We start from the raw sequence: 17,915 nt of genomic DNA on the forward strand, positions 1-17,915 counted from the left end.
ACGCCACACCTGACGAATACTCAGAACAGATAGAGCGCTGCGCCACCCTGTCGCACCAACCGAGACAGGCTGGCGCGCCTCAAACCCAGCTATCCATCCTCCGGCTCAATCTCGACCACCGGCCCTAGCTTGAAGTGTGGCGTGCTCAGCGAGGCAGGAAGCCCCTCGATGGTGAGGTCGGTCCACGTGTAGCCTTTAGACCTCATGCCACCGGCGATCTCGGGATAGTTCTTGAACAAGACCGAATTGTACTCGGGCTGGAAGCGGTGGATGAGCTGCGCTTCAACCTCCCGGGTCATTGCCTCATCCCCCAAGGGCGCCAAAGGCTCACTCATGAAACGGACAAAGGCCTCGGTGTCGGTCAGGTCAACCTCATGCACGATCGTCTGAACGCCAGGCATGTCGCTGACCCCGACGTAGGGCAATTCCGCGACGTCGGTCAGGCCGACGACTGACAACAAGATCAATGAAACTTCGAACGGCGCTCTCGCCGCCGGGGCAGCCCCGACCGGGTTTTGTACGGTGAGGATCTTCTGCATCTTCTCGTGCCCAGTCAGTCGGTCCCAAACCTTCTGATCAAATGCCTTGCCCACATAGAGGACTGAGAAGTCGAGAAACGACAGCGGATCGCCCCCATCCGCCACGGCCACTTCCAGGCCCCTGACGAGCATCTCGTAGAGGATCTTCTGGGGGCTCCACCAGACGATCATGCTCTTATCCTTCCGGAAGAGCTTGATCGCGCCGACGTCACGGAACGGCTGCTTGGCCCCAGGCGTCTTGGTGAAATATTGTGTCTCGACGCAGATTTCCTCGCCGGGACCGCAGATGCCGGCATGGACGAGATCTAGTTTGCAAGCCAGGGGCGTTGCCTCGCCGTCCGCGATCTCGAAATAGATGACGCCGTCGTCAAGCACGACGTTGTCGAAATAGGTCAGCGGCCGCTGGACCAAAAGATACAAGGTGCACTTGTCGAGGCGCTCGCGAACGACATCCTCTTCCTTGAGGAATTCGAACTCGTAAGCAGAGACAATCGGGTAGCTCACCGCGACCTGAATGTTCGCGACTTTCGCCCCCTCGACAATGTCGCTCTCTGCGTCCGCAGCTTCCATGTGCAAGCCCCCCAGTCGTTGCCCAATTTGAGCCAAACTGCGGAGCTGCGCCACTAGCCAGGTGTTCACGACCCGCCGGCGACGCACCCACCGATAGAATTCCTGTGCATCCAATCCATCAATTCAAAATACGCCGCTCCGCGCGAACAGACGCCATGGCACGACGACCGAGTGTACACGATGAGTTCACGACACCCCGTAAGCTTTTGATATTTATAATTACTTCTTACAGTCCATCATGGGCGCTATGGAAAATTTCGTCATAAGTCTTTGATTTTATTCAATAATTTTTACACCAATTGCTCCATTGGAGAATTGGACCGACAGAAACCAGACTGAAGGATTTCAATAAGTTAGCTGAATTCGAAGTGCGAGAACACACCCAAAACCACGCTCATTGTACACGCGTTGTACACGCCGAGCGCCTAATTGCGAGCAGGATGCGGACGCTTGCTCGTCGAGCTTAGCGGCGCTGGATGACCACCGAGTGGATCGGCCGTATGCCGCTTTGTTCCCGCGTCGGCCCAAGCCTGCAGATCTGCAAGGGCATAGACGACTCTACCGCCCAACTTGCGATAGAGCGGCCCTCCTCCCGTCGTGCGAAGCTTCTCCATAGTCCTAGGGGAGAGATTTAGAAAAGCTCCGGCTTCGTGCGTGCGAAGGAACTTGCTCGGAAACGTACCGTCACCACGATCTGCCATGATAATGCTCCGCTCGACGAAAGTGTTATATTGTAACAACAATAGCGGAACAACCGACCAGTTTTACGCTAACGAAGACCGCCGCACGCTCCCCCCGCCTCAAATCACGAGGCATCTCCACCGGGATCGCGCTTCCGCGCTACGCCAGTTGCTGCCGTTGGCCTGCCTCCAGGAAGAGGACGTTCCTCGCCAATCGCGGACGACTATTGAAGCTGCGGCTGGACCCCCGCTAGATTCCCCTCCTGCCCCGCCGGCACCAGCTCATAAAACCCCGACAGCTTCAGCCGCACCTTGATCGGCTTGTCGGACCGATTGCGGAAGTACCAGCCGTGGATGCCCTCGACCGGGGCCACCAGGGAGCCGTTGGCCTCGGCGCCGCTGCTGCGCTCGTAGTCGGCGACGCTGACGGCGCCGTCGCCGGCGCCTTTCACGGTGTGGCCGTGGAAGTCGAACATCAGGTCTTCGGGGACGGTCAGGCCCTCGGCCTTCCAGCTGTAGAGAAGGCTCGCGCCCTTGGGCATGCGGACCTTGAACTCCAGGGCGTTGCGGCGGGCTTCGTCGCCGCTGGCGGCCAGCGGGATTTCGAAGGTGTCGGTGCGGAACGGCACGGGCTCGCGCCGGGCGGCGGGGCCGCCGGCGGCGCTGGCGTCGACCGTCACCTCCTTCGGCGCCCAGAGGCGCGAGAGGCCAGTGGCGCGACCCAGGCCCAGCGGGTCCTTGTTGTACTCGGCCGGCAGGACGGCGGCGAAGGTGATGACCACGGCGGTGATCGCCGCGCCGCCGATCGACAGCAGCAGGGTGCGCTTGGACGGCGCGGGCGGCGTGTTGGTGTCCGACATCAGGCCGGTGCTCCGTAGGCCAGGCCTCCGAGCTGGAAGCCGATGAGGATGAAGCCCAGCGTCATCAGGACGACGTTGGCGGCGACGGACATGCGGCGGTAGCCCGGCAAGGTGCGCCAGACCATGATGAAGGCCAGCATGAAGGTCAGGGCGATCAGCTGGCCGATCTCCACGCCGACGTTGAACGACAGCATGTTGATCAGGAGGCCGTTCTTCGGCAGCTCCAGGGCCTGCAGCTTGGTGGCTAGGCCGAAGCCGTGGATCAGGCCGAAGCCGAACACGGCCGCCTTGGGGTTGGGTTGGACGCCGAACAGGGTGCGGAAGCCGCCCAGATTGTCGAAGGCCTTGTAGGCCACCGACAGGCCGATGACCGCGTCGACCAGGTAGGAGTTGACCTCGATGCCGCCCAGCACCCCGGCCAGCAGGGTCAGGGAGTGGCCGACCGAGAACAGGGTCACGTAGAGCCCCACGTCCCGCATCCGGTAGAGGAAAAAGATCACCCCCAGGATGAAGAGCAGGTGGTCGTAGCCCGTGACCATGTGTTTGGCCCCGAGATACAGGAACGGGATCGGATCGGGGCCTTGGGTCGCGGCCACGAACGCGGCGTCCTTGCCGCCCAGGCCGTGGGCCGCCGCCGAGCCGGCGACGACGACGGCCAGCAGCAGGCCAAGGCCGAGCGCCATGCGGCTCGTGCCTGGCGATGCGGAGCGGGACAGGGTCACGGGAGACCGGGCGGGATCAGCGGGCCTTGTCCGCCAGGATCGTGATGTCGAGCGCGGTCAGGTCGTTCATGCCATCGCCGAAGCCGACGACGTCCACCGACTGGCCGACCTTGATCTCCTTCAGGGTGACGCGCTTGCCGCCCTGCATCACGCGGGTGCTGTTGTCGATGTCCAAGGTGACGGTGTCGCCTTCCTTGGCCTTGATCTGGATGGTCTTGGCGGTGACGGCCGTGATCTTGCCGGCGACGGGATATTCTTCGTGGGCGGCGGCCGGCATGGCGGTCAGGACGGCCGAGGCGACGACCAGCGAGGCTAGGAACTTGCGCATCTGAAACTCCGATTGGGTGAGCGGAAACTGGGATCGGCCAACGCCCCTAGCTGAGAACGAATTGCAATTTCAAGCCAAGACCCGCGCCTGAAAAAATATAGTTCCAATAGCGGGGGCGGCTCGATCGGGCTGCGTAACCTCTCTCATGAGGTCCAGCCCGTGGCGGCCTGATCATGGTGATTGCCTCGTTCCACGCCATGCCGCACTAACCGTTTCGGCGGACTGGACGCCGACTCTCCAGCCCCGCTCCCAGTGAACCAAATGGCCGTTCCTTCCCCCTGCCTCGACATCTGCCAATTCGACCGGCGCTCCGACATGTGCGTCGGCTGCTTTCGAACGACCGAGGAAGTCCGGCAGTGGAAGAAGATGAGCGATCACCGCCGCCACCAGATCATCGCCGAGCGCCGCCGGCGCGAAGCCAAGCTGGCCCAGAAGAAGAAGGCCTGATCGGCGCGCAAGATTTCGAGGGGGACGCGCGCGGGCTGCGTAAGGCTTAGGGCCGGGACCTTCACCGTCACGCCCGGCGCTCTCACCTCCGAGCGGATGGGTCCCGATGAGTTTCGTCGCAGCGCCAAGGTTTCAGCTGGGCCTGGCCCTGGTCCTTTTGGCCGGCGCCGCGTGGATCGCCAGGATCGCCTGGCGGAAGATGCGCGACGCCCGGATCGTTCATAGCCCGATCTTCGGCAAGCTGTGGATCGTGCCGACGCAGCCCCAGCCGCTGCTTCTGAGCCTTTGCCAGAGCGATGACGGCGTCCGGTTCCAGGTTCGCGCCGCGCTCGGCAAGCCGCCCCGTCCGGACAATGTCACCCTGCTCACGCTGCGGGCCGATGGCCTGGGGCAGCGGTTCGAGCTGGTCGATCGGCGCACGTATCTGGAGTCCAAGACCACCGTGCCCGAGCCGCACGTCTTCATCGCCCGCCTGTCGTGCCTGCCCGATCCGCGCGACCACGACATAGAGATCGAGGCCCTCGACGTCCACCACGCCCTCGACGTCGCCCTACCGCAGCCTCCACGCGCGGAACGAACGGCGCGCGGGCTCGGCGCATGGCGCCCAGACCTCGACGCCTTGAAGGCTGGCGTCGTGCTTGCCGTCAGCACACTCGCCGGCATGCTGAGCCTGGCCCTGGCGACGGCGTCTCTCCAGGCGATGCTAAGCGACTAGCTGGACGCCGCGACGATTTCAAAAAATGGCGCCGGCGCCGGGGGCGGCGCGATCGGGCTGCGTAACGTCTCTTACGAGGTCCAGCCTGTCGTGGGCTCCAACGAGGCGCTAAACCCTTGGGAATAGTCGAAGTGGTGCGTGTTCCGGCGAACCTTCGCCAGGGCCGCATGGAGGTTTCCGATGAGTGATTTCGACACCTGGCTGGACGGCGCGGCCAAGGCGCGCGTCGACTTGTCGGCGGACGCGGCCGACGCCCTGGCCCTGCGTCTGGCCGGCGAGCCCGCGCCCAGCACGATCGAGTCCCGCCGCGAGTGGCGCCAGCTGACGGCCTGCCTGATGATCGCCACCGTGTTCGGCGCGGCGACGACGGGCGGCATCGGCATGCTCAAGCGGCCGTCGAACGAGGTCGTCGCCCGCTGGCCGGCCGCCGCCTTCACCGTCTCGCCGTCCAACCTGCTGGTCCCGCGAGCCGCCGGATGAGCCGCGCGAACTGGACCCGGATGACGGTCGGCGCGGCCATCGCCGGGGCGGTCGGCGCGGTCGTGGTCTCGGGCGCGCACTGGCTGCTGCAGTCGGCGCACCCCAAGCCGATGGACCTGCACCAGGAACTGCACGAGCTGGTCCCGCTGAGCCCGCAGGAGCAAGCCCGCCTCCAGCAGCGCGAGGACGCCTATCAGGCGCGCCGCCGGGCGATCGAGCAGAGGGTCAAGGCCGCCAATGGCCGCCTGGCGCGCGCCATTGCCTTGCAGCCCGGCTGGACCCCCGAGGTCGAGGCCGCCAGCAAGGAGGTGGAGTCCGCCGCCGCCGAACTGGAGCGCGCCACCCTGCAGCACGTGGTGGAGATGCGCGAGGGCTTGGACGCCCAGCACCGACCGGCCTACGACGCGGCCCTGGTCAAGGCTCTGTCCGACGGAGCCAAGTGACCGCCGCGCCGGACGACGCCGAACTCGTCGCCCGCGCCATGGCGGGCGACCGGTCCGCGTTCGTCGACCTCTTCCGCCATCATGGTCCTTCGGTCGCCAAGCTGACCCGCGCCTACGGAGCCCCCGCCTCCGAGGTCGAGGATGTCGTGCAGGAAGTCTTCCTCTCGGCCTGGCGACGCCTGGCCGACTATGACCGCCAGCGCCCGTTCCGCGCCTGGCTGTTCGCCATCGCCCTGAACCGCGTGCGCGACATGGCCCGCCGCCGTCGCGTGCGGGCGTTCTTCTTCGGCGCCTCCGAACTGGACGATGGCGCGACCCGCATCGAGGCCGAGGCGCCTGATCCCGAGACCCAGGCCCATCACCGCCTGGCCCTCGAAGAGGTGTCCCGGCGCATCGCAAACCTGCCGGAAGACCAACGCACGGCGCTGGTCTTGACGGCCGTCTCCGGCCTCAGCCAGCAGGACGCTGCCGCCGCCCTGAAGATCACGGTGAAGGCCCTGGAAGGCCGCATCGCCCGCGCGCGCCAGCGCCTGCGCGCCGCCGAAACATCCGCCTGAAAAATCCACTCCCCCAGCGGGGGCGCCGCCGAGGGCCTGCGTAATCGCAGGTAGGCGGCCCGCGCGGTTGTTACGCGCCGGCCCAAGCTCAGGGGACGTATCCTGTCTAGACTCTCACACCTCGCCCTCGCGTGCGCCGCGTGGGGCGCCATCGCGGCGGGTCCCGCGTGGGCGCAGCCCGCGCCGGCCTTCGCCGACCTGCTGCGCCAAGCCACGCAGACCGCGCCGCGCCTGAAGGAAGCCCAAGCCGGCGTCCGCGAAGCCCAGGGCCTGGCCCTGCAAGCCCAGGCGCGTCCCAACCCGGTCGTCGGTCTCGAAGCCGAGAACTTCGGCGGCAAGGCGCCCTACAACGGGACCAACCAGGCCGAGACCACGCTGTCGGTGGCCCAGGCTCTGGAGCTGGGCGGCAAGCGCTCGGCGCGGGTCTCGGCCGCTAACGCCGAGGTGACCGCCGCTGAAGCCCGTAACCGCCAGGCTTCGGCCGACTTCGCCTATGAGCTGGCGGTCGCCTATGCCGCCGCCGAGGCCGCCCAGGCTCGCGCCGATCTGGCCGCCCAGGCGCTGAAGCGCTCGCAAGACGACCTGGGCGTCTCGCGCGCCCTGGTCGACGCCGGCCGCGAAGCCAATCTGCGGCTGGTCACGGCGCAGGCCGCCGAGGCCTCGGCCCGCGCCGACGCCGAAGCCGCCCGCGCCGATGCGGTTGAGGCCCTGGCGCGACTGTCGGCCCTGGCCGGCGTCGCCGAGCCCTATACCAGCCTGGCCGGCGGGCTTCTCTCCGCCCCGGCCTCGCCGTCGACCGCCGATGGCGTGCCGCCCGCCGACATGCCCGCCCTGCAGGTGGCGCGCGCCGAGCGGGAAGCCGCCGGCAAGCAGGTCACGGTCGAACGCCGCCGGGCTATCCCGGACCTGACCGCCTCGGTCGGCGTGCGCCGCCTGAACGGGCAAGGCCTGACCGGCAATGACTCCACGGCCCTGGTCGCTGGCGTCTCCGTTCCCTTCCCGCTGTTCGACCAGAACCGGGGCAATGTCGCCGCTGCCTCGGCCCGCGCCAACGCCGCCGACGCCCGGTTCGAGGAGGCCCGCCTGCGCGCCGAGGCCGACTGGCGCTCGGCCCGCGTCCAGGCCGACGCCGCCGTCAGCCGGGTCTCGGCCTCCCAGCAATCGGAAGCCGCCGCCGACGAGGCCTATCGCCTGGCCCGTGTCGGCTACGAGTCCGGCAAGACGCCCCTGGTCGAAGTCCTCAACGCCCAGCGCGCCCTGACCGACGCGCGCCGGACCACCCTCGATGCGCGTGTGGCGCGGGTTCGCGCCCAGGCCACCCTGGCCCGCCTGGCTGGCCGCGCCCCCTTCGGAGAATAAGACATGGCTACCCGCAACGCGGCCGGACCGCGCACCCTGATGCTGGGCGTCGCCGCCATCGCCCTCCTGGGCGCCGGCTACGGCCTGGCCAAGCTGACCACCAAGCCCGCCCCGCCGCCCGAAGCCGCCGCCGCCCCCGAGGCCGCGCCAACCGAGGTCAAGGTCGAGGCCTCGTACCTGAAGGTCTCCAACATCGCCCTGCAGACCGTCACCGCCGGCGACTTCGGCGGCCAAGTCCAGGGCTCGGGCAGCGTCGTGGCCACGCCCGGCGGCGAGGCGGTGCTGACCGCCCACGCCGGCGGCACGGTCGTGCGCATCTTCAAGCGCCTGGGCGAACCGGTTCGCGCCGGCGAGACCATCGCCCTGGTCGAGAGCCGCGATGCGGCCCTGGTCGCTGGCCAGCGCGGCGCAGCCGACGCCCGCGCTGTCCTGGCGACCTCCAACCTCGCCCGCGAGAAGAAGCTGTTCGAGCAAGGCGTGACCTCCCGCCAGGACTACGAGACCGCCAAGGCGCAGGCCGACGCGGCTCGGGCCGAAGCCGCCGGGGCCCGCGCCGCCGCCGGGGCCTCGCGCGTCTCGGCCGACGGTCGCAGCGTCGCCGTGGTCAGCCCGATCAGCGGCCGGATCACCGCCGCCCCCGCCACCCTGGGGGCCTTCGTCCAGTCGGAGAGTGAGCTGTTCCGCGTCGCCGACGCCCGCGACGTCCAGGTCGAGGTGGCGGTCAGCCCGCAGGACGCGGCCCGCATCGTCCCCGGCGCGACGGCCTCGGTGCGCAACGCCGCCGGCCAGACGATCGCCGCCACGGTGCGCTCGGTGACCCCGACCCTGAACCCCGAGACCCGCACCGCCACGGTGGTGCTGTCGGTGTCGGGCGGCGGCCTCGTCCCCGGCGAGGCCATCCAGGCCACGATCACCGCACGCGGCACCGGTCAGCCGGGCTTCATCCTGCCCGAAGAGGCCGTGCAGTCGATGGAAGGCCGCGACGTGGTCTTCGTGCGCACCGCCACGGGCTTCTCGGTCCGTCCGGTCGTGGTCGCCACCCGCAGCGGCGGTCAGGCGCTGATCGTCTCGGGCCTGAAGGCCGGCGAGACCGTCGCGGCCCGTAATGCCTTCCTGCTGAAGGCCGAGATCGTCAAAGGCGCTGACGCAGAATGATCGACCGCATCCTAGCCTTCTCGGTCAGAGCACGATGGATGGTCCTCGTGCTGGTGGCCATCGTCTCGGCGTTCGGGACCTGGCAGCTCTTCAAGTTGCCGATCGACGTCACGCCCGACATCACCAACAAGCAGGTGCAGATCAACACCGTCGTCTCGACCCTGGGACCGGTCGAGGTCGAAAAGCGCGTCACCTTCCCGATCGAGACCGCCCTGGCGGGTCTGGCCGGCGTGGAGAGCACCCGGTCGTTCTCGCGCAATGGCTTCTCGCAGGTGACGGCCGTCTTCAAGGAAGACGCCAACCTCTACTTCATGCGCCAGCAGGTGACCGAACGTCTGGCCCAGGCGCGACCCAGCCTGCCCGCCGGCGCCGAGCCGCAGATGGGTCCGGTGTCCACGGGCCTGGGCGAGATCGTCCACTACGCCGTCGACTTCAAGAACCCGAATGGCAAGGGTGCGAAAGTCCAGGACGGCAAGCCCGGCTGGCAGAGCGACGGGTCATTCATCACCGATGACGGCGAGCGCCTGGCCGACGAGACCGCGCGCCTGGCCTATCTGCGCACCGTGCAGGACTGGATCGTCCGTCCGCAGCTGCGCGCGGTGCCGGGCGTGGCCGACGTCGACTCCCTGGGCGGCTACGTGAAGCAGTACGTCGTCGAGCCCGATCCGGCCAAGCTGACCGCCTACGGCATTTCCTACAGCGAGCTGGGCGACGCCCTGGAGAAGGCCAACCTGTCGGTCGGCGCCAACTTCATCCAGCGTTCGGGCGAGAGCTACATGGTGCGCGGCGACGCCCGCATCCAATCAGCCGACGAGATCGCCCGCGCGGTGGTCGCCACGCGCGGCGGCGTGCCGGTGCTGCTGCGCGACGTCGCCACGGTCAATATCGGCGGCGAGCTGCGTCGCGGCGCGGCCAGCCGCGACGGCCACGAGATGGTGGTCGGCAGCGTGCTGATGCTGGTCGGCGAGAACAGCCGCACGGTCGCCCACGCGGCGGCCGAGAAGCTGAAGGCCATCAACCCGAACCTGCCAGCGGGCGTCACCTCGGAAGTGATGCTGAACCGCTCGCAGCTGGTCGAGGCGACCATCGCCACCGTGGCCCGCAACCTCACCGAGGGCGCGCTGCTGGTCGTGGCCATCCTGTTCTTCATGCTGGGCAACTGGCGGGCGGCCCTGATCGCCACGCTGGTGATCCCGCTGTCGCTGCTCTTCAGCGCCATCGGCATGAACGGGATGAAGATTTCCGGCAACCTGATGAGCCTGGGCGCGCTGGACTTCGGCCTGATCATCGACGGCGCGGTCATCATCGTCGAGAACACCCTGCGCCGCATGGCCGAGCGCCAGCACCACGAGGGTCGCATCCTGAACCTGCAGGAGCGGCTGGAGGTGGCGCTGAGTTCGACCCGCGAGATGGTCCGCCCGACCGTCTACGGCCAGATCGTCATCTTCCTGGTCTTCCTGCCCTGCCTCACCTTCCAGGGCGTCGAGGGCAAGATGTTCTCGCCGATGGTCATCACCCTGATGCTGGCCCTGGCCTCGGCGTTCGTGCTGTCGCTGACCTTCGTGCCGGCCATGACCGCCCTCCTGATCCGGGGCCACATCTCGGAGAAGGAAGTCCCCGCCGTCGCCAAGACCAAGGACGCCTATGCGCCGTGGCTGCACCGCGCGGTGGCCCAGCCCTGGCCGTTCATCGGGGCTGCGGTCGGCGTCTTCGCCCTGGCCATGGTGGCGTTCGCCTTCGTGGGCCGCGAGTTCATGCCGACCCTGGACGAGCAGAACCTGAACCTGTCCTCGGTCCGCATCCCCTCGACCTCGATCGACAAGTCCGTCGAGCTCGATTTGCCGATCGAGCGGGCGATCATGGCCCTGCCCGAGGTAGTGACGGTCTATTCCAAGGCCGGCACCGCCAGTCTGGCGGCCGACCCGATGCCGCCCAACGCCTCGGACAACTACGTCATCCTCAAGCCCAAGAAGGACTGGCCCGCCGGCGTGAAGACCAAGGAGCAGGTGATCGAGCGCATCCGCAAGGCCACCGCCCCGATCGTCGGCAACTTCTATGACGCCACCCAGCCCATCGAGATGCGCTTCAACGAACTGATCGGCGGGGTCCGCTCCGACGTGGCCGTGAAGCTCTATGGCGAGGACCTGGGCAAGATGACCGCAACGGCCGACCAGATCGTCAAGGTCCTGCGCACCGTGCCGGGCGCCTCCGACGCCCGCGTGGCCCAGACCGAGGGCTTCCCGACCTTCGACATCAAGTTCGACCGGGACGCCATCGGCCGCTATGGCCTCACCGTGCAGGACGTCGCCGACACCGTCTCGGCCGCCCTGGGCGGACGCGAAGCCGGCCAGGTCTTCGAAGGCGACAAGCGCTTCGACATCGTCGTGCGCCTGCCCAACGCCAAGCGCAACGACCTGGACGCCCTGGGCGCCATCCCGGTGATGCTGCCGCAGACCGGAACCGGCCCCCGCGCCTCGGTGCCGCTGCGCCAGCTGGCCAGCTTCCAGTTCACCGAGGGCCTCAATGAGGTCAGCCGCGACAACGGCAAGCGCCGCATCTATGTCGAGACCAACGTCGTCGGCCGCGACCTCGGCTCATTCGTCGACGAGGCCCAGAAGAAGATCGACCAGCAGGTTCGCCTGCCGGCCGGCTCGTACATCGAGTGGGGCGGCCAGTTCCAGAACCTGCAGGCAGCCAGCAAGCGCCTCAGCCTGATCGTGCCGATCTGCTTCCTGATGATCTTCGGCGTGCTCTACATGGCCCTGCGTAGCGCCGCCTTGGCCGGCACGGTGTTCACCGCCGTGCCGCTGGCCCTGGCGGGCGGGATCTTCGCGATCTTCCTGCGCGGCATCCCGTTCTCGGTCTCGGCCGCCGTCGGCTTTATCGCCGTCTCGGGCGTGGCGGTGCTGAACGGCCTCGTCCTGATCGCCGCCATCCGCCGCAATATCGAGGACGGTATGGCGGTCGACGAGGCGGTGACCCACGGGGCTCTGGAACGCTTCCGGCCGGTGCTGATGACCGCCCTGGTCGCCTCCCTTGGCTTCGTACCCATGGCCATCGGCACGGGCACGGGCGCGGAGGTGCAGCGTCCGTTGGCCACGGTCGTCATCGGCGGCCTGATCACCTCGACCGCCCTGACCCTGTTCGTGCTGCCCGCCATCTGCGGCCTCGTCCTTCGCCGGACGCGCCGCGCGGCCGAGGTCGCCTGACGGTTCGCCGGAGATGCTCAGCCCCCAAGACATCTCCGGCGCTCGCGGCCGGCGGTTCCCCCCCCCCGCCGTCGGCCGCACCTCACCAGCGCCAAGGCTTCGGAAAGTCCGGGGCCCGGCCTCTAGTCGATGGGCTTGAAGACGAGGATCGCCGCTTCCGCCGAGCCCGCCGCCCTGGCCGCCACGAACAGCCGATCCTGCTCGGGCACGAAGAGCCCCGTACGCGCGCCGCTCCGCGTCTTCGCCCGTCCCAGGGATGCATAAGGCGGCGTCGATGACCGCACCTCCACATCGCCCGAACCGCAGACGACGTAGAACCTTTGGCGTCGGCCATCGACGAAGACATCGTCAGCGTCGCCGCAGGTGGAGACGTCGCCGCGCACAGCGCCGTCCGCCATCACCGCCAGGCGCGCGGGCAGTCTGTAGACCGTGACCAGCGCACCGTTCCCGTCCAGCGCCATCGGGAAGTTCCAGCGATGGTCCGCCTTCCAGGTCGCCGTCACCCTGCCCTGGTCGATATCCCCTGCCACGATCGCGCCAGCGTCGGGCACATTGACGAAAGCCTTGGGGCCGTCCAGCCGGAAGCCTTCGGGATGGCCGGGAAGCTTCAGCTCGCTCACCACCTTCCGCGAAGCCGGGTCGATCGTCGCCAGGGCGCCGTCGCCGTAGCCCACCACCAGACGCCCCGATCGCGTATCGATGCGCAGATTGTCGGCATCGTCGCCAACGCGGACCATGCCCGCCGGCGCGAGGTCGGCGGCCTTGTAGAAGCGCACCGTCCCGTCCCCGCCGTTGGCCACAGCCAGTTCGTCACGGTCGGCCAGATAGGCCAGGCCCTGCGGTTCCGCGAGACCGGTGATCCGCCCCAGCGACTTGCCCGAGCGCAGGTCGATCGCCTCGACCGAGCCGTTGCCCAGTTCGGCGACGAATAAGCGCTGGCCGGCGACATCCACCGCCAGATGGTCGATGCGTCCCTTGACCCCGGCGAGCGGGATCGTTCGGTCCAGGGCCAGCGGCGCCTGGGCGCCCGCGCTGGCGCAGGCCGCGACACCGCATAGGGCCGATAAGGCGACCGCCGCCCATCTCCAAGGATCGGGTCTCACGGTCGCCTTCCCCGTCACGCGGCCATGCCCTTGAACAGGCCGTCCGCGTGGCTCCAGTTGATGGTCGCCATGAAGGCGTCGACATAGGCGCCCGCCTTGGCGCCGTAGTCCATCGCGTAGGCGTGTTCGTACATGTCGAGCGCCAGCAGCGGCGTTCCACCAGCCAGGGTCATGGTGTGATCGGCGGCCCAGGTGTTGACCAGGCGCTTGTCGCGCGCGCTCCAGGTCAGCAGCACCCAGCCCGATCCGCCGCCCAGCGCCTTGCCCATGGCCGCGAACTCGGCGCGCCAGCGGGCGTCGCTCCCAAAGTCCCGCTCGATGGCGGCGGCCAGCGCCGCGCCCGGCTTGGACGGCGCGCCCAGGCCGGCGAAGTACAGCTCGTGCAGGATCATCGAATTCCAGGCGATCAGCTCCTCGCGCTTGAGGCCGTTCAGCAGGAACGTCGGCGCGGCGGCGGGGTCGAGTCCGGCGAGCTGTGCGTCGATGGCCCCCAAGCGCTTCACGGCGCCGACGTAGTTGTTGTCGTGGTGGCTGGTGAGCAGCTTTTCCGACAGGCCGGTGATCGTCTTGGGATCGAACGGCAGGGCTTGAGGCGCGAAGCCGGGCGTGGCCTTGGTCTGGGCCAAAGCCGGCGCTGCGGGAGCGGCGGCGAGCGCGCCGACCAGAGCCGCTCCCGCCAGGACCTGGCGACGATCAGCACGAAACTCGGTCATGGGTGGTTTCCTGTTAGCGAGGGATGGAAGACGTGGAACGGCAGGAACTCTCGGCCAGCTCGTTCAGCAGTTCGCCGAGACGCTGGTCGAGATCGGCTTTGGCGCGATCATAGTCCGTGACCCAGGACGGCGTGCGCCAGGCGCGGGCTTCCGAAAGCCCCGGCGCCGCGGCGGCCTCGTCGAAGGCGATGACGATGTCGGCCCAGGCCGCATCCGCCAGCGCGAAAGTCCGCGCGGGCTCTGAAGTCGGCTCGATCCCGTCGGCGTGCAGTCGCTCGGCAAGCTCGGGATAGAGATGATCCTCGATCTTGAGCCCGCGCGATCGCACCTCGATGGGGACTTGCCAGGCCGGCGCCTTCCTCCTCAGAACCTCACGTGCGATGGCGCTCTTCACCGTCCCCGCCGGGCAGACGAAGAGCACGCGGTAAGGGGCGCAAGCTCTGGGATTGGCGCTGGCGCTGACACTCGTGCTGTCGCCGGCGCTGGCCACGCCAGGCAGCAACAAGAGTCCGAAGACCAGCGCGCTTCGGCGACTCAAGCCGGAGCGATGGCCGCCCATGCTCGAGGATTTCAGAACTTGACGCATGATCGCTCGATCGCCGTCTGGGGAAATGTCCTCCCAGTCTGCCCGCGAAGTTTAAGGCAGTTTTAGAGGCCGGCCGCTCTTCGGCGCCCCTTAAAACAGCCGTAAAAGAACCCGCGCCCTATCGCGTTGAGAGGAAGCGAGGAGCCATGCGCCTGCTGGTGATCGAGGATGAGCGGCGGATCGCCGAACTGGTCGCCGAGGGACTGCGCCAGGCCAGCTTCGTGGTCGATACGGTGGCGACGGTGGCCGACGCGCAGGCCGCGCTGGAACTGACAAGCTACGACGCGGCGGTGCTCGATCTGGGCCTGCCCGACGGCGACGGTCTTCGCCTGCTCACGGCGCTGCGGCGCAAACCCGACACGCCTCCGATCCTCGTCCTGACCGCACGCGACACCGTAGAGGATCGCGTCGCGGGGCTAGACGCCGGCGCGGACGACTATCTCATCAAGCCCTTCGCCATGGTCGAGGTGGTCGCCCGCGTGAAGGCGCTCTTACGGCGTCCCGGCGGGCCGCTCGGCGTTCGCCTGGAGGCCGGCAATCTGGTGCTCGACACCGTGGGGCGCGATGTCGAAGTCGACGGCCAGGTCGTGCCGCTCGCCCGGCAGGAGATCGCCATCCTGGAGCACCTGATCCGCCGTCTCGGAAGGGTCGTGCCCAAGGCCGTACTGGAAGAGAAGCTCTACGGCATGGGCGACGAGCTGGGCTCCAACGCCATTCCGGTCCACGTCCATCACCTGCGGCGCAAGCTGATCGAGGCCAAGGCCGTCTGCGCCATCCATACGGTGCGCGGCGTCGGCTACTTCCTGGAGGAGCAGGCATGAAGCGCGCGTCCTGGCCTCGCTCTCTGGAAGGCCGGCTGCTGCTCCGGCTGGGCGTGCTGCTGGGCGTCACCTTGATCGGGGGCTTGGCCTCGGGCATCGGCGCGGCCCTTCATGCGGCCAAGACGCTCGCGGACGACGGCATGGCCGACAAGTTCGTCGCCGAGTTCATGGGCGACGTCGGTTGGATGTTCCCGGTCCTGACCCTCGCCGTCCTGGTCATCGCCGCCTGGACCCTCCGAGCCAGCCTGAAGCCGTTGCGCGCGGTCTCGACCCAGGCGGCGGCGATAACGCCCGGCGCCATCGCCGTCCGCCTCCCGATCGAGGACCTTCCGCTGGAACTGCAGCCGGTCGTCATGGCCGTGAACGAGGCCCTGGACCGTCTGGCCAAGGGCTTCGAGACCCAGCGTCAGTTCACGGCCGACGCCGCCCACGAACTGCGCACGCCCTTGGCCATTCTCACGGCGGGCTTGGAAAACCTGCCGACCACCGGCGAGATCGAGCGCTTGCGGCTCGACGCCGAGCGTATGAACCGCCTCGTCGCCCAGCTGCTGGGCGTGGCCAGGCTCGATGGGCAGCCTCTCGACGTCAGCCAGACGGTCGATCTGGGCGAGGTGGCGGCGCGGGTCGTCGAGCGCTTCGCGCCCTTGGCGGCCAAGACCGGGTGCAGCCTGGCGTTCGAGCCAGCCGCCAGCCCGGTGCTGGTGACAGGCAATACCGACGCCCTGGGCGATGCGATCCGCAATCTGGTGGAGAACGCCATCGCCCATAGCCCGCCGGGACAGGAGGTCACCGTCGGCGTCGACACGGCCGGCGCCGTCTGGGTCGTCGACCAAGGTCCGGGCGTGCCGCTGGAGGACCGGGACCGCATCTTCGAGCGCTTCTGGCGCAGCCGGGAGCGACGCGGCTCCAGCGCCGGCGCGGGCCTCGGCTTGTCCATCGTCGCCGAAATCGCCCGCGCGCACGGCGGGACGATCGCGGTGATGGACACCCCCCGAAGGCGGCGCGCGCTTCGTGCTGGATGTGCCGCTCGCCCCATCCGTCGTCGGATCGAGGGACACCGATCTATGAGCGGCGGAGGCGCCAGGGCGAACGCCCGATCGCGCATTGCCTCCCACCCATTCCCCAAGTATGCGGTGACGCACCGGGCTCTCGCGGGTCGCCCGGACACAGACGGTCCGCCGTCCAAGAACCCGCTCTGGAGGACGCGCGTCACGCGCGGCCAATGGAGCGTGTGTGTTGGATAGTCAGATCGAGACCCCGATCCCCTCGAAGTCGATATCGTTCGGCGAAGCACTGAAGGTGTGGGCGCGCGTAGCGGCGCTGAGCTTCGGCGGCCCTGCCGGCCAGATCGCGGTGATGCACCGCATCTTGGTGGAAGAGAAACGCTGGCTGGGCGAGCGCCGGTTCCTGCACGCGCTGAACTATTGCATGCTGCTGCCCGGTCCGGAGGCCCAGCAACTGGCCATCTATATCGGCTGGCTGATGCACAGGACGATCGGCGGTTTCGCCGCCGGTATCCTGTTCGTGGCGCCCGGCTTCCTGGCGATCATGGCGCTCAGCGTCCTGTACGCCCTGTTCGGCCAGGTCGGTCCGGTGGCGGCGCTGTTCTTCGGCCTGAAGGCGGCGGTGCTCGTCGTGGTGGTCGAGGCGGTGCTGCGGGTCGGTCGACGGTCGCTGAAGAGCCGCGCGATGATCGCCATCGCCGCCGTCGCTTTCCTGGCGCTGTTTGTCTTCAAGGTCCCATTCCCCATCGTCATCGTCACCGCCGGCCTCATTGGCTTCGTGGGCGCGCGACTGGGCGTGGCGGCCTTCCTGAAGGCTTCCGGTCACGGTCCGGCCAGTGGTCATGAAGTCGCCGACGCCGACACCATCCTAGGCGAGGACACGCCCGAGCACGCCAGGCCAAACCTGCGCTGGTCGCTTTCGATCAGCGCGGCGCTGCTGCTGGCCTGGTGGGCGCCCGTGGGTATTTCGGCGCTGGTCCTGGGTCCGAACGCCACGCTCACCCACATCGGCCTGTTCTTCAGCAAGATGGCCATGGTGACCTTCGGCGGAGCCTACGCCGTGCTGGCATACGTCGCCCAGGAAGCCGTTGGGACCTACCACTGGCTTCGCCCCGGCGAGATGCTGGACGGCCTGGGCATGGCCGAGACGACGCCCGGCCCGCTGATCATCGTCACCCAGTTCGTCGGCTTCATGGGGGCCTATCGCAACGCTGGAAGCCTCTCGCCGCTGACAGCCGCGATCCTGGGCGGCGTCCTGACCACCTGGGTGACGTTCGTGCCGTGCTTCCTCTGGATCTTCCTGGGCGCGCCATTCATCGAGGCCCTGCGCGGCGCCCGCGCGCTCAACGGCGCGCTGTCGGCGATCAGCGCGGCCGTCGTGGGCGTCATCATGAACCTGGCCCTGTGGTTCGCGCTGCATGTGCTGTTCGCGCGGATGACGGTGCTCGATGCCCTGGGTGCGCGCCTTGAGGTTCCGGACCTTTCCAGTCTGAACCTGCCGAGCGCACTCCTGGCCCTGGCGGCCGCCATCGCCGCCTTCCGCTTCAAGGTCCCGATGATCCCGCTAGTGGCGGGCTGTTCGGCAGCCGGCGTCCTGTTTTTCCTGCTGGTCGCCCACAGCTAG

The 17,915-nt window shown here is 68.2% G+C and carries 19 protein-coding genes; 11 read left to right on the forward strand and 8 right to left on the reverse strand.

What is annotated here, in order from left to right:
• Positions 1–89 precede the first annotated feature (89 nt).
• The 5 genes from OR37_RS05250 to OR37_RS05265 form a co-directional block, all read right to left on the reverse strand.
• Complete coding sequence (locus OR37_RS05250) at positions 90–1,109, reverse strand: hypothetical protein (protein ID WP_004616680.1); 1,020 nt, start codon at positions 1,107–1,109, stop codon at positions 90–92.
• 425 nt (positions 1,110–1,534) lie between these two features.
• A complete protein-coding gene (locus OR37_RS22075) occupies positions 1,535–1,810 on the reverse strand; it encodes a helix-turn-helix transcriptional regulator (RefSeq protein ID WP_081612877.1) in 276 nt (91 codons plus the stop codon).
• A 203-nt stretch (positions 1,811–2,013) separates the two neighbouring features.
• Complete coding sequence (locus tag OR37_RS05255; protein WP_004616682.1) at positions 2,014–2,649, reverse strand: hypothetical protein; 636 nt, start codon at positions 2,647–2,649, stop codon at positions 2,014–2,016.
• Complete coding sequence (locus OR37_RS05260) at positions 2,649–3,332, reverse strand: HupE/UreJ family protein (RefSeq protein ID WP_004616684.1); 684 nt, start codon at positions 3,330–3,332, stop codon at positions 2,649–2,651. The genes OR37_RS05255 and OR37_RS05260 overlap by 1 nt, the downstream gene beginning before the upstream one ends.
• Positions 3,333–3,387: 55 nt before the next feature.
• Complete coding sequence (locus OR37_RS05265; protein WP_004616686.1) at positions 3,388–3,699, reverse strand: DUF5666 domain-containing protein; 312 nt, start codon at positions 3,697–3,699, stop codon at positions 3,388–3,390.
• A 261-nt stretch (positions 3,700–3,960) separates the two neighbouring features.
• Between OR37_RS05265 and OR37_RS05270 the strand changes: the two genes are divergently transcribed.
• From OR37_RS05270 to OR37_RS05305, 8 genes are all read left to right on the forward strand, one after another.
• Positions 3,961–4,146: a DUF1289 domain-containing protein gene (locus tag OR37_RS05270; RefSeq protein WP_004616688.1), complete on the forward strand. Its 186-nt coding sequence runs from the start codon at positions 3,961–3,963 to the stop codon at positions 4,144–4,146.
• A 106-nt stretch (positions 4,147–4,252) separates the two neighbouring features.
• A complete protein-coding gene (locus tag OR37_RS05275) occupies positions 4,253–4,861 on the forward strand; it encodes a hypothetical protein (protein ID WP_004616690.1) in 609 nt (202 codons plus the stop codon).
• A 180-nt stretch (positions 4,862–5,041) separates the two neighbouring features.
• Entirely contained in the window at positions 5,042–5,341 is a 300-nt protein-coding gene (locus tag OR37_RS05280) for a CnrY/NccY family anti-sigma factor (protein WP_004616692.1), read from the forward strand.
• Positions 5,338–5,784: a periplasmic heavy metal sensor gene (locus OR37_RS05285; protein WP_004616694.1), complete on the forward strand. Its 447-nt coding sequence runs from the start codon at positions 5,338–5,340 to the stop codon at positions 5,782–5,784. Before OR37_RS05280 ends, OR37_RS05285 begins: the two co-directional genes overlap by 4 nt.
• Entirely contained in the window at positions 5,781–6,341 is a 561-nt protein-coding gene (locus OR37_RS05290; RefSeq protein ID WP_004616696.1) for an RNA polymerase sigma factor, read from the forward strand. The genes OR37_RS05285 and OR37_RS05290 overlap by 4 nt, the downstream gene beginning before the upstream one ends.
• 201 nt (positions 6,342–6,542) lie before the next feature.
• A complete protein-coding gene (locus OR37_RS05295) occupies positions 6,543–7,700 on the forward strand; it encodes a TolC family protein (protein WP_255409022.1) in 1,158 nt (385 codons plus the stop codon).
• 3 nt (positions 7,701–7,703) lie between these two features.
• Positions 7,704–8,855, forward strand: coding sequence for an efflux RND transporter periplasmic adaptor subunit (locus OR37_RS05300; protein ID WP_004616699.1), 1,152 nt, complete (start codon positions 7,704–7,706; stop codon positions 8,853–8,855).
• Entirely contained in the window at positions 8,852–12,064 is a 3,213-nt protein-coding gene (locus OR37_RS05305; RefSeq protein WP_004616700.1) for a CusA/CzcA family heavy metal efflux RND transporter, read from the forward strand. Before OR37_RS05300 ends, OR37_RS05305 begins: the two co-directional genes overlap by 4 nt.
• Before the next feature lie 122 nt (positions 12,065–12,186).
• On the opposite strand, the gene OR37_RS05310 is transcribed toward OR37_RS05305, so the two are convergent.
• Genes OR37_RS05310 through OR37_RS20940 form a run of 3 tightly spaced genes read right to left on the reverse strand, consistent with a single transcriptional unit; the run spans position 12,187 to position 14,466 of the window.
• On the reverse strand, positions 12,187–13,167 hold the full coding sequence (locus tag OR37_RS05310; protein WP_200864120.1) for a YncE family protein: 981 nt from the start codon (positions 13,165–13,167) through the stop codon (positions 12,187–12,189).
• 14 nt (positions 13,168–13,181) lie between these two features.
• The gene (locus OR37_RS05315; RefSeq protein WP_004616703.1) at positions 13,182–13,880 is read right to left on the reverse strand and encodes a superoxide dismutase; all 699 of its coding nucleotides are present in this window, start codon (positions 13,878–13,880) and stop codon (positions 13,182–13,184) included.
• A gap of 13 nt (positions 13,881–13,893) precedes the next feature.
• Positions 13,894–14,466 (reverse strand): arsenate-mycothiol transferase ArsC, encoded by a 573-nt coding sequence (locus OR37_RS20940; protein ID WP_004616705.1) that lies wholly within the window; start codon positions 14,464–14,466, stop codon positions 13,894–13,896.
• A 146-nt stretch (positions 14,467–14,612) separates the two neighbouring features.
• On the opposite strand from OR37_RS20940, the gene OR37_RS05325 reads away from it, so the two are divergent.
• The 3 genes from OR37_RS05325 to chrA are packed head-to-tail and all read left to right on the forward strand — an operon-like array spanning position 14,613 to position 17,915.
• Positions 14,613–15,287, forward strand: a complete 675-nt coding sequence (locus tag OR37_RS05325) for a response regulator (protein WP_004616706.1) — start codon at positions 14,613–14,615, stop codon at positions 15,285–15,287.
• A complete protein-coding gene (locus tag OR37_RS05330; RefSeq protein WP_004616708.1) occupies positions 15,284–16,531 on the forward strand; it encodes a sensor histidine kinase in 1,248 nt (415 codons plus the stop codon). Before OR37_RS05325 ends, OR37_RS05330 begins: the two co-directional genes overlap by 4 nt.
• A complete protein-coding gene (chrA, locus tag OR37_RS05335) occupies positions 16,521–17,915 on the forward strand; it encodes a chromate efflux transporter (RefSeq protein WP_004616709.1) in 1,395 nt (464 codons plus the stop codon). The genes OR37_RS05330 and chrA overlap by 11 nt, the downstream gene beginning before the upstream one ends.

The sequence above is a fragment of the Caulobacter vibrioides OR37 genome (genome assembly GCF_000372645.1).
In the GTDB taxonomy this organism is placed as follows: domain Bacteria; phylum Pseudomonadota; class Alphaproteobacteria; order Caulobacterales; family Caulobacteraceae; genus Caulobacter; species Caulobacter vibrioides_E.

Coding starts and splice junctions, on each gene's coding strand:
- OR37_RS05305 (WP_004616700.1), top strand. CDS start 8,852: ATGATCGACCGCATCCTAGCCTTCTCGGTCAGAGCACGATGGATGGTC.
- OR37_RS22075 (WP_081612877.1), bottom strand. CDS start 1,810: ATGGCAGATCGTGGTGACGGTACGTTTCCGAGCAAGTTCCTTCGCACG.
- OR37_RS05250 (WP_004616680.1), bottom strand. CDS start 1,109: ATGGAAGCTGCGGACGCAGAGAGCGACATTGTCGAGGGGGCGAAAGTC.
- OR37_RS05285 (WP_004616694.1), top strand. CDS start 5,338: ATGAGCCGCGCGAACTGGACCCGGATGACGGTCGGCGCGGCCATCGCC.
- OR37_RS05330 (WP_004616708.1), top strand. CDS start 15,284: ATGAAGCGCGCGTCCTGGCCTCGCTCTCTGGAAGGCCGGCTGCTGCTC.
- OR37_RS05325 (WP_004616706.1), top strand. CDS start 14,613: ATGCGCCTGCTGGTGATCGAGGATGAGCGGCGGATCGCCGAACTGGTC.
- OR37_RS05265 (WP_004616686.1), bottom strand. CDS start 3,699: ATGCGCAAGTTCCTAGCCTCGCTGGTCGTCGCCTCGGCCGTCCTGACC.
- OR37_RS05255 (WP_004616682.1), bottom strand. CDS start 2,649: ATGTCGGACACCAACACGCCGCCCGCGCCGTCCAAGCGCACCCTGCTG.
- OR37_RS05260 (WP_004616684.1), bottom strand. CDS start 3,332: ATGGCGCTCGGCCTTGGCCTGCTGCTGGCCGTCGTCGTCGCCGGCTCG.
- OR37_RS05280 (WP_004616692.1), top strand. CDS start 5,042: ATGAGTGATTTCGACACCTGGCTGGACGGCGCGGCCAAGGCGCGCGTC.
- OR37_RS05270 (WP_004616688.1), top strand. CDS start 3,961: ATGGCCGTTCCTTCCCCCTGCCTCGACATCTGCCAATTCGACCGGCGC.
- OR37_RS20940 (WP_004616705.1), bottom strand. CDS start 14,466: ATGCGTCAAGTTCTGAAATCCTCGAGCATGGGCGGCCATCGCTCCGGC.
- OR37_RS05275 (WP_004616690.1), top strand. CDS start 4,253: ATGAGTTTCGTCGCAGCGCCAAGGTTTCAGCTGGGCCTGGCCCTGGTC.
- OR37_RS05300 (WP_004616699.1), top strand. CDS start 7,704: ATGGCTACCCGCAACGCGGCCGGACCGCGCACCCTGATGCTGGGCGTC.
- OR37_RS05315 (WP_004616703.1), bottom strand. CDS start 13,880: ATGACCGAGTTTCGTGCTGATCGTCGCCAGGTCCTGGCGGGAGCGGCT.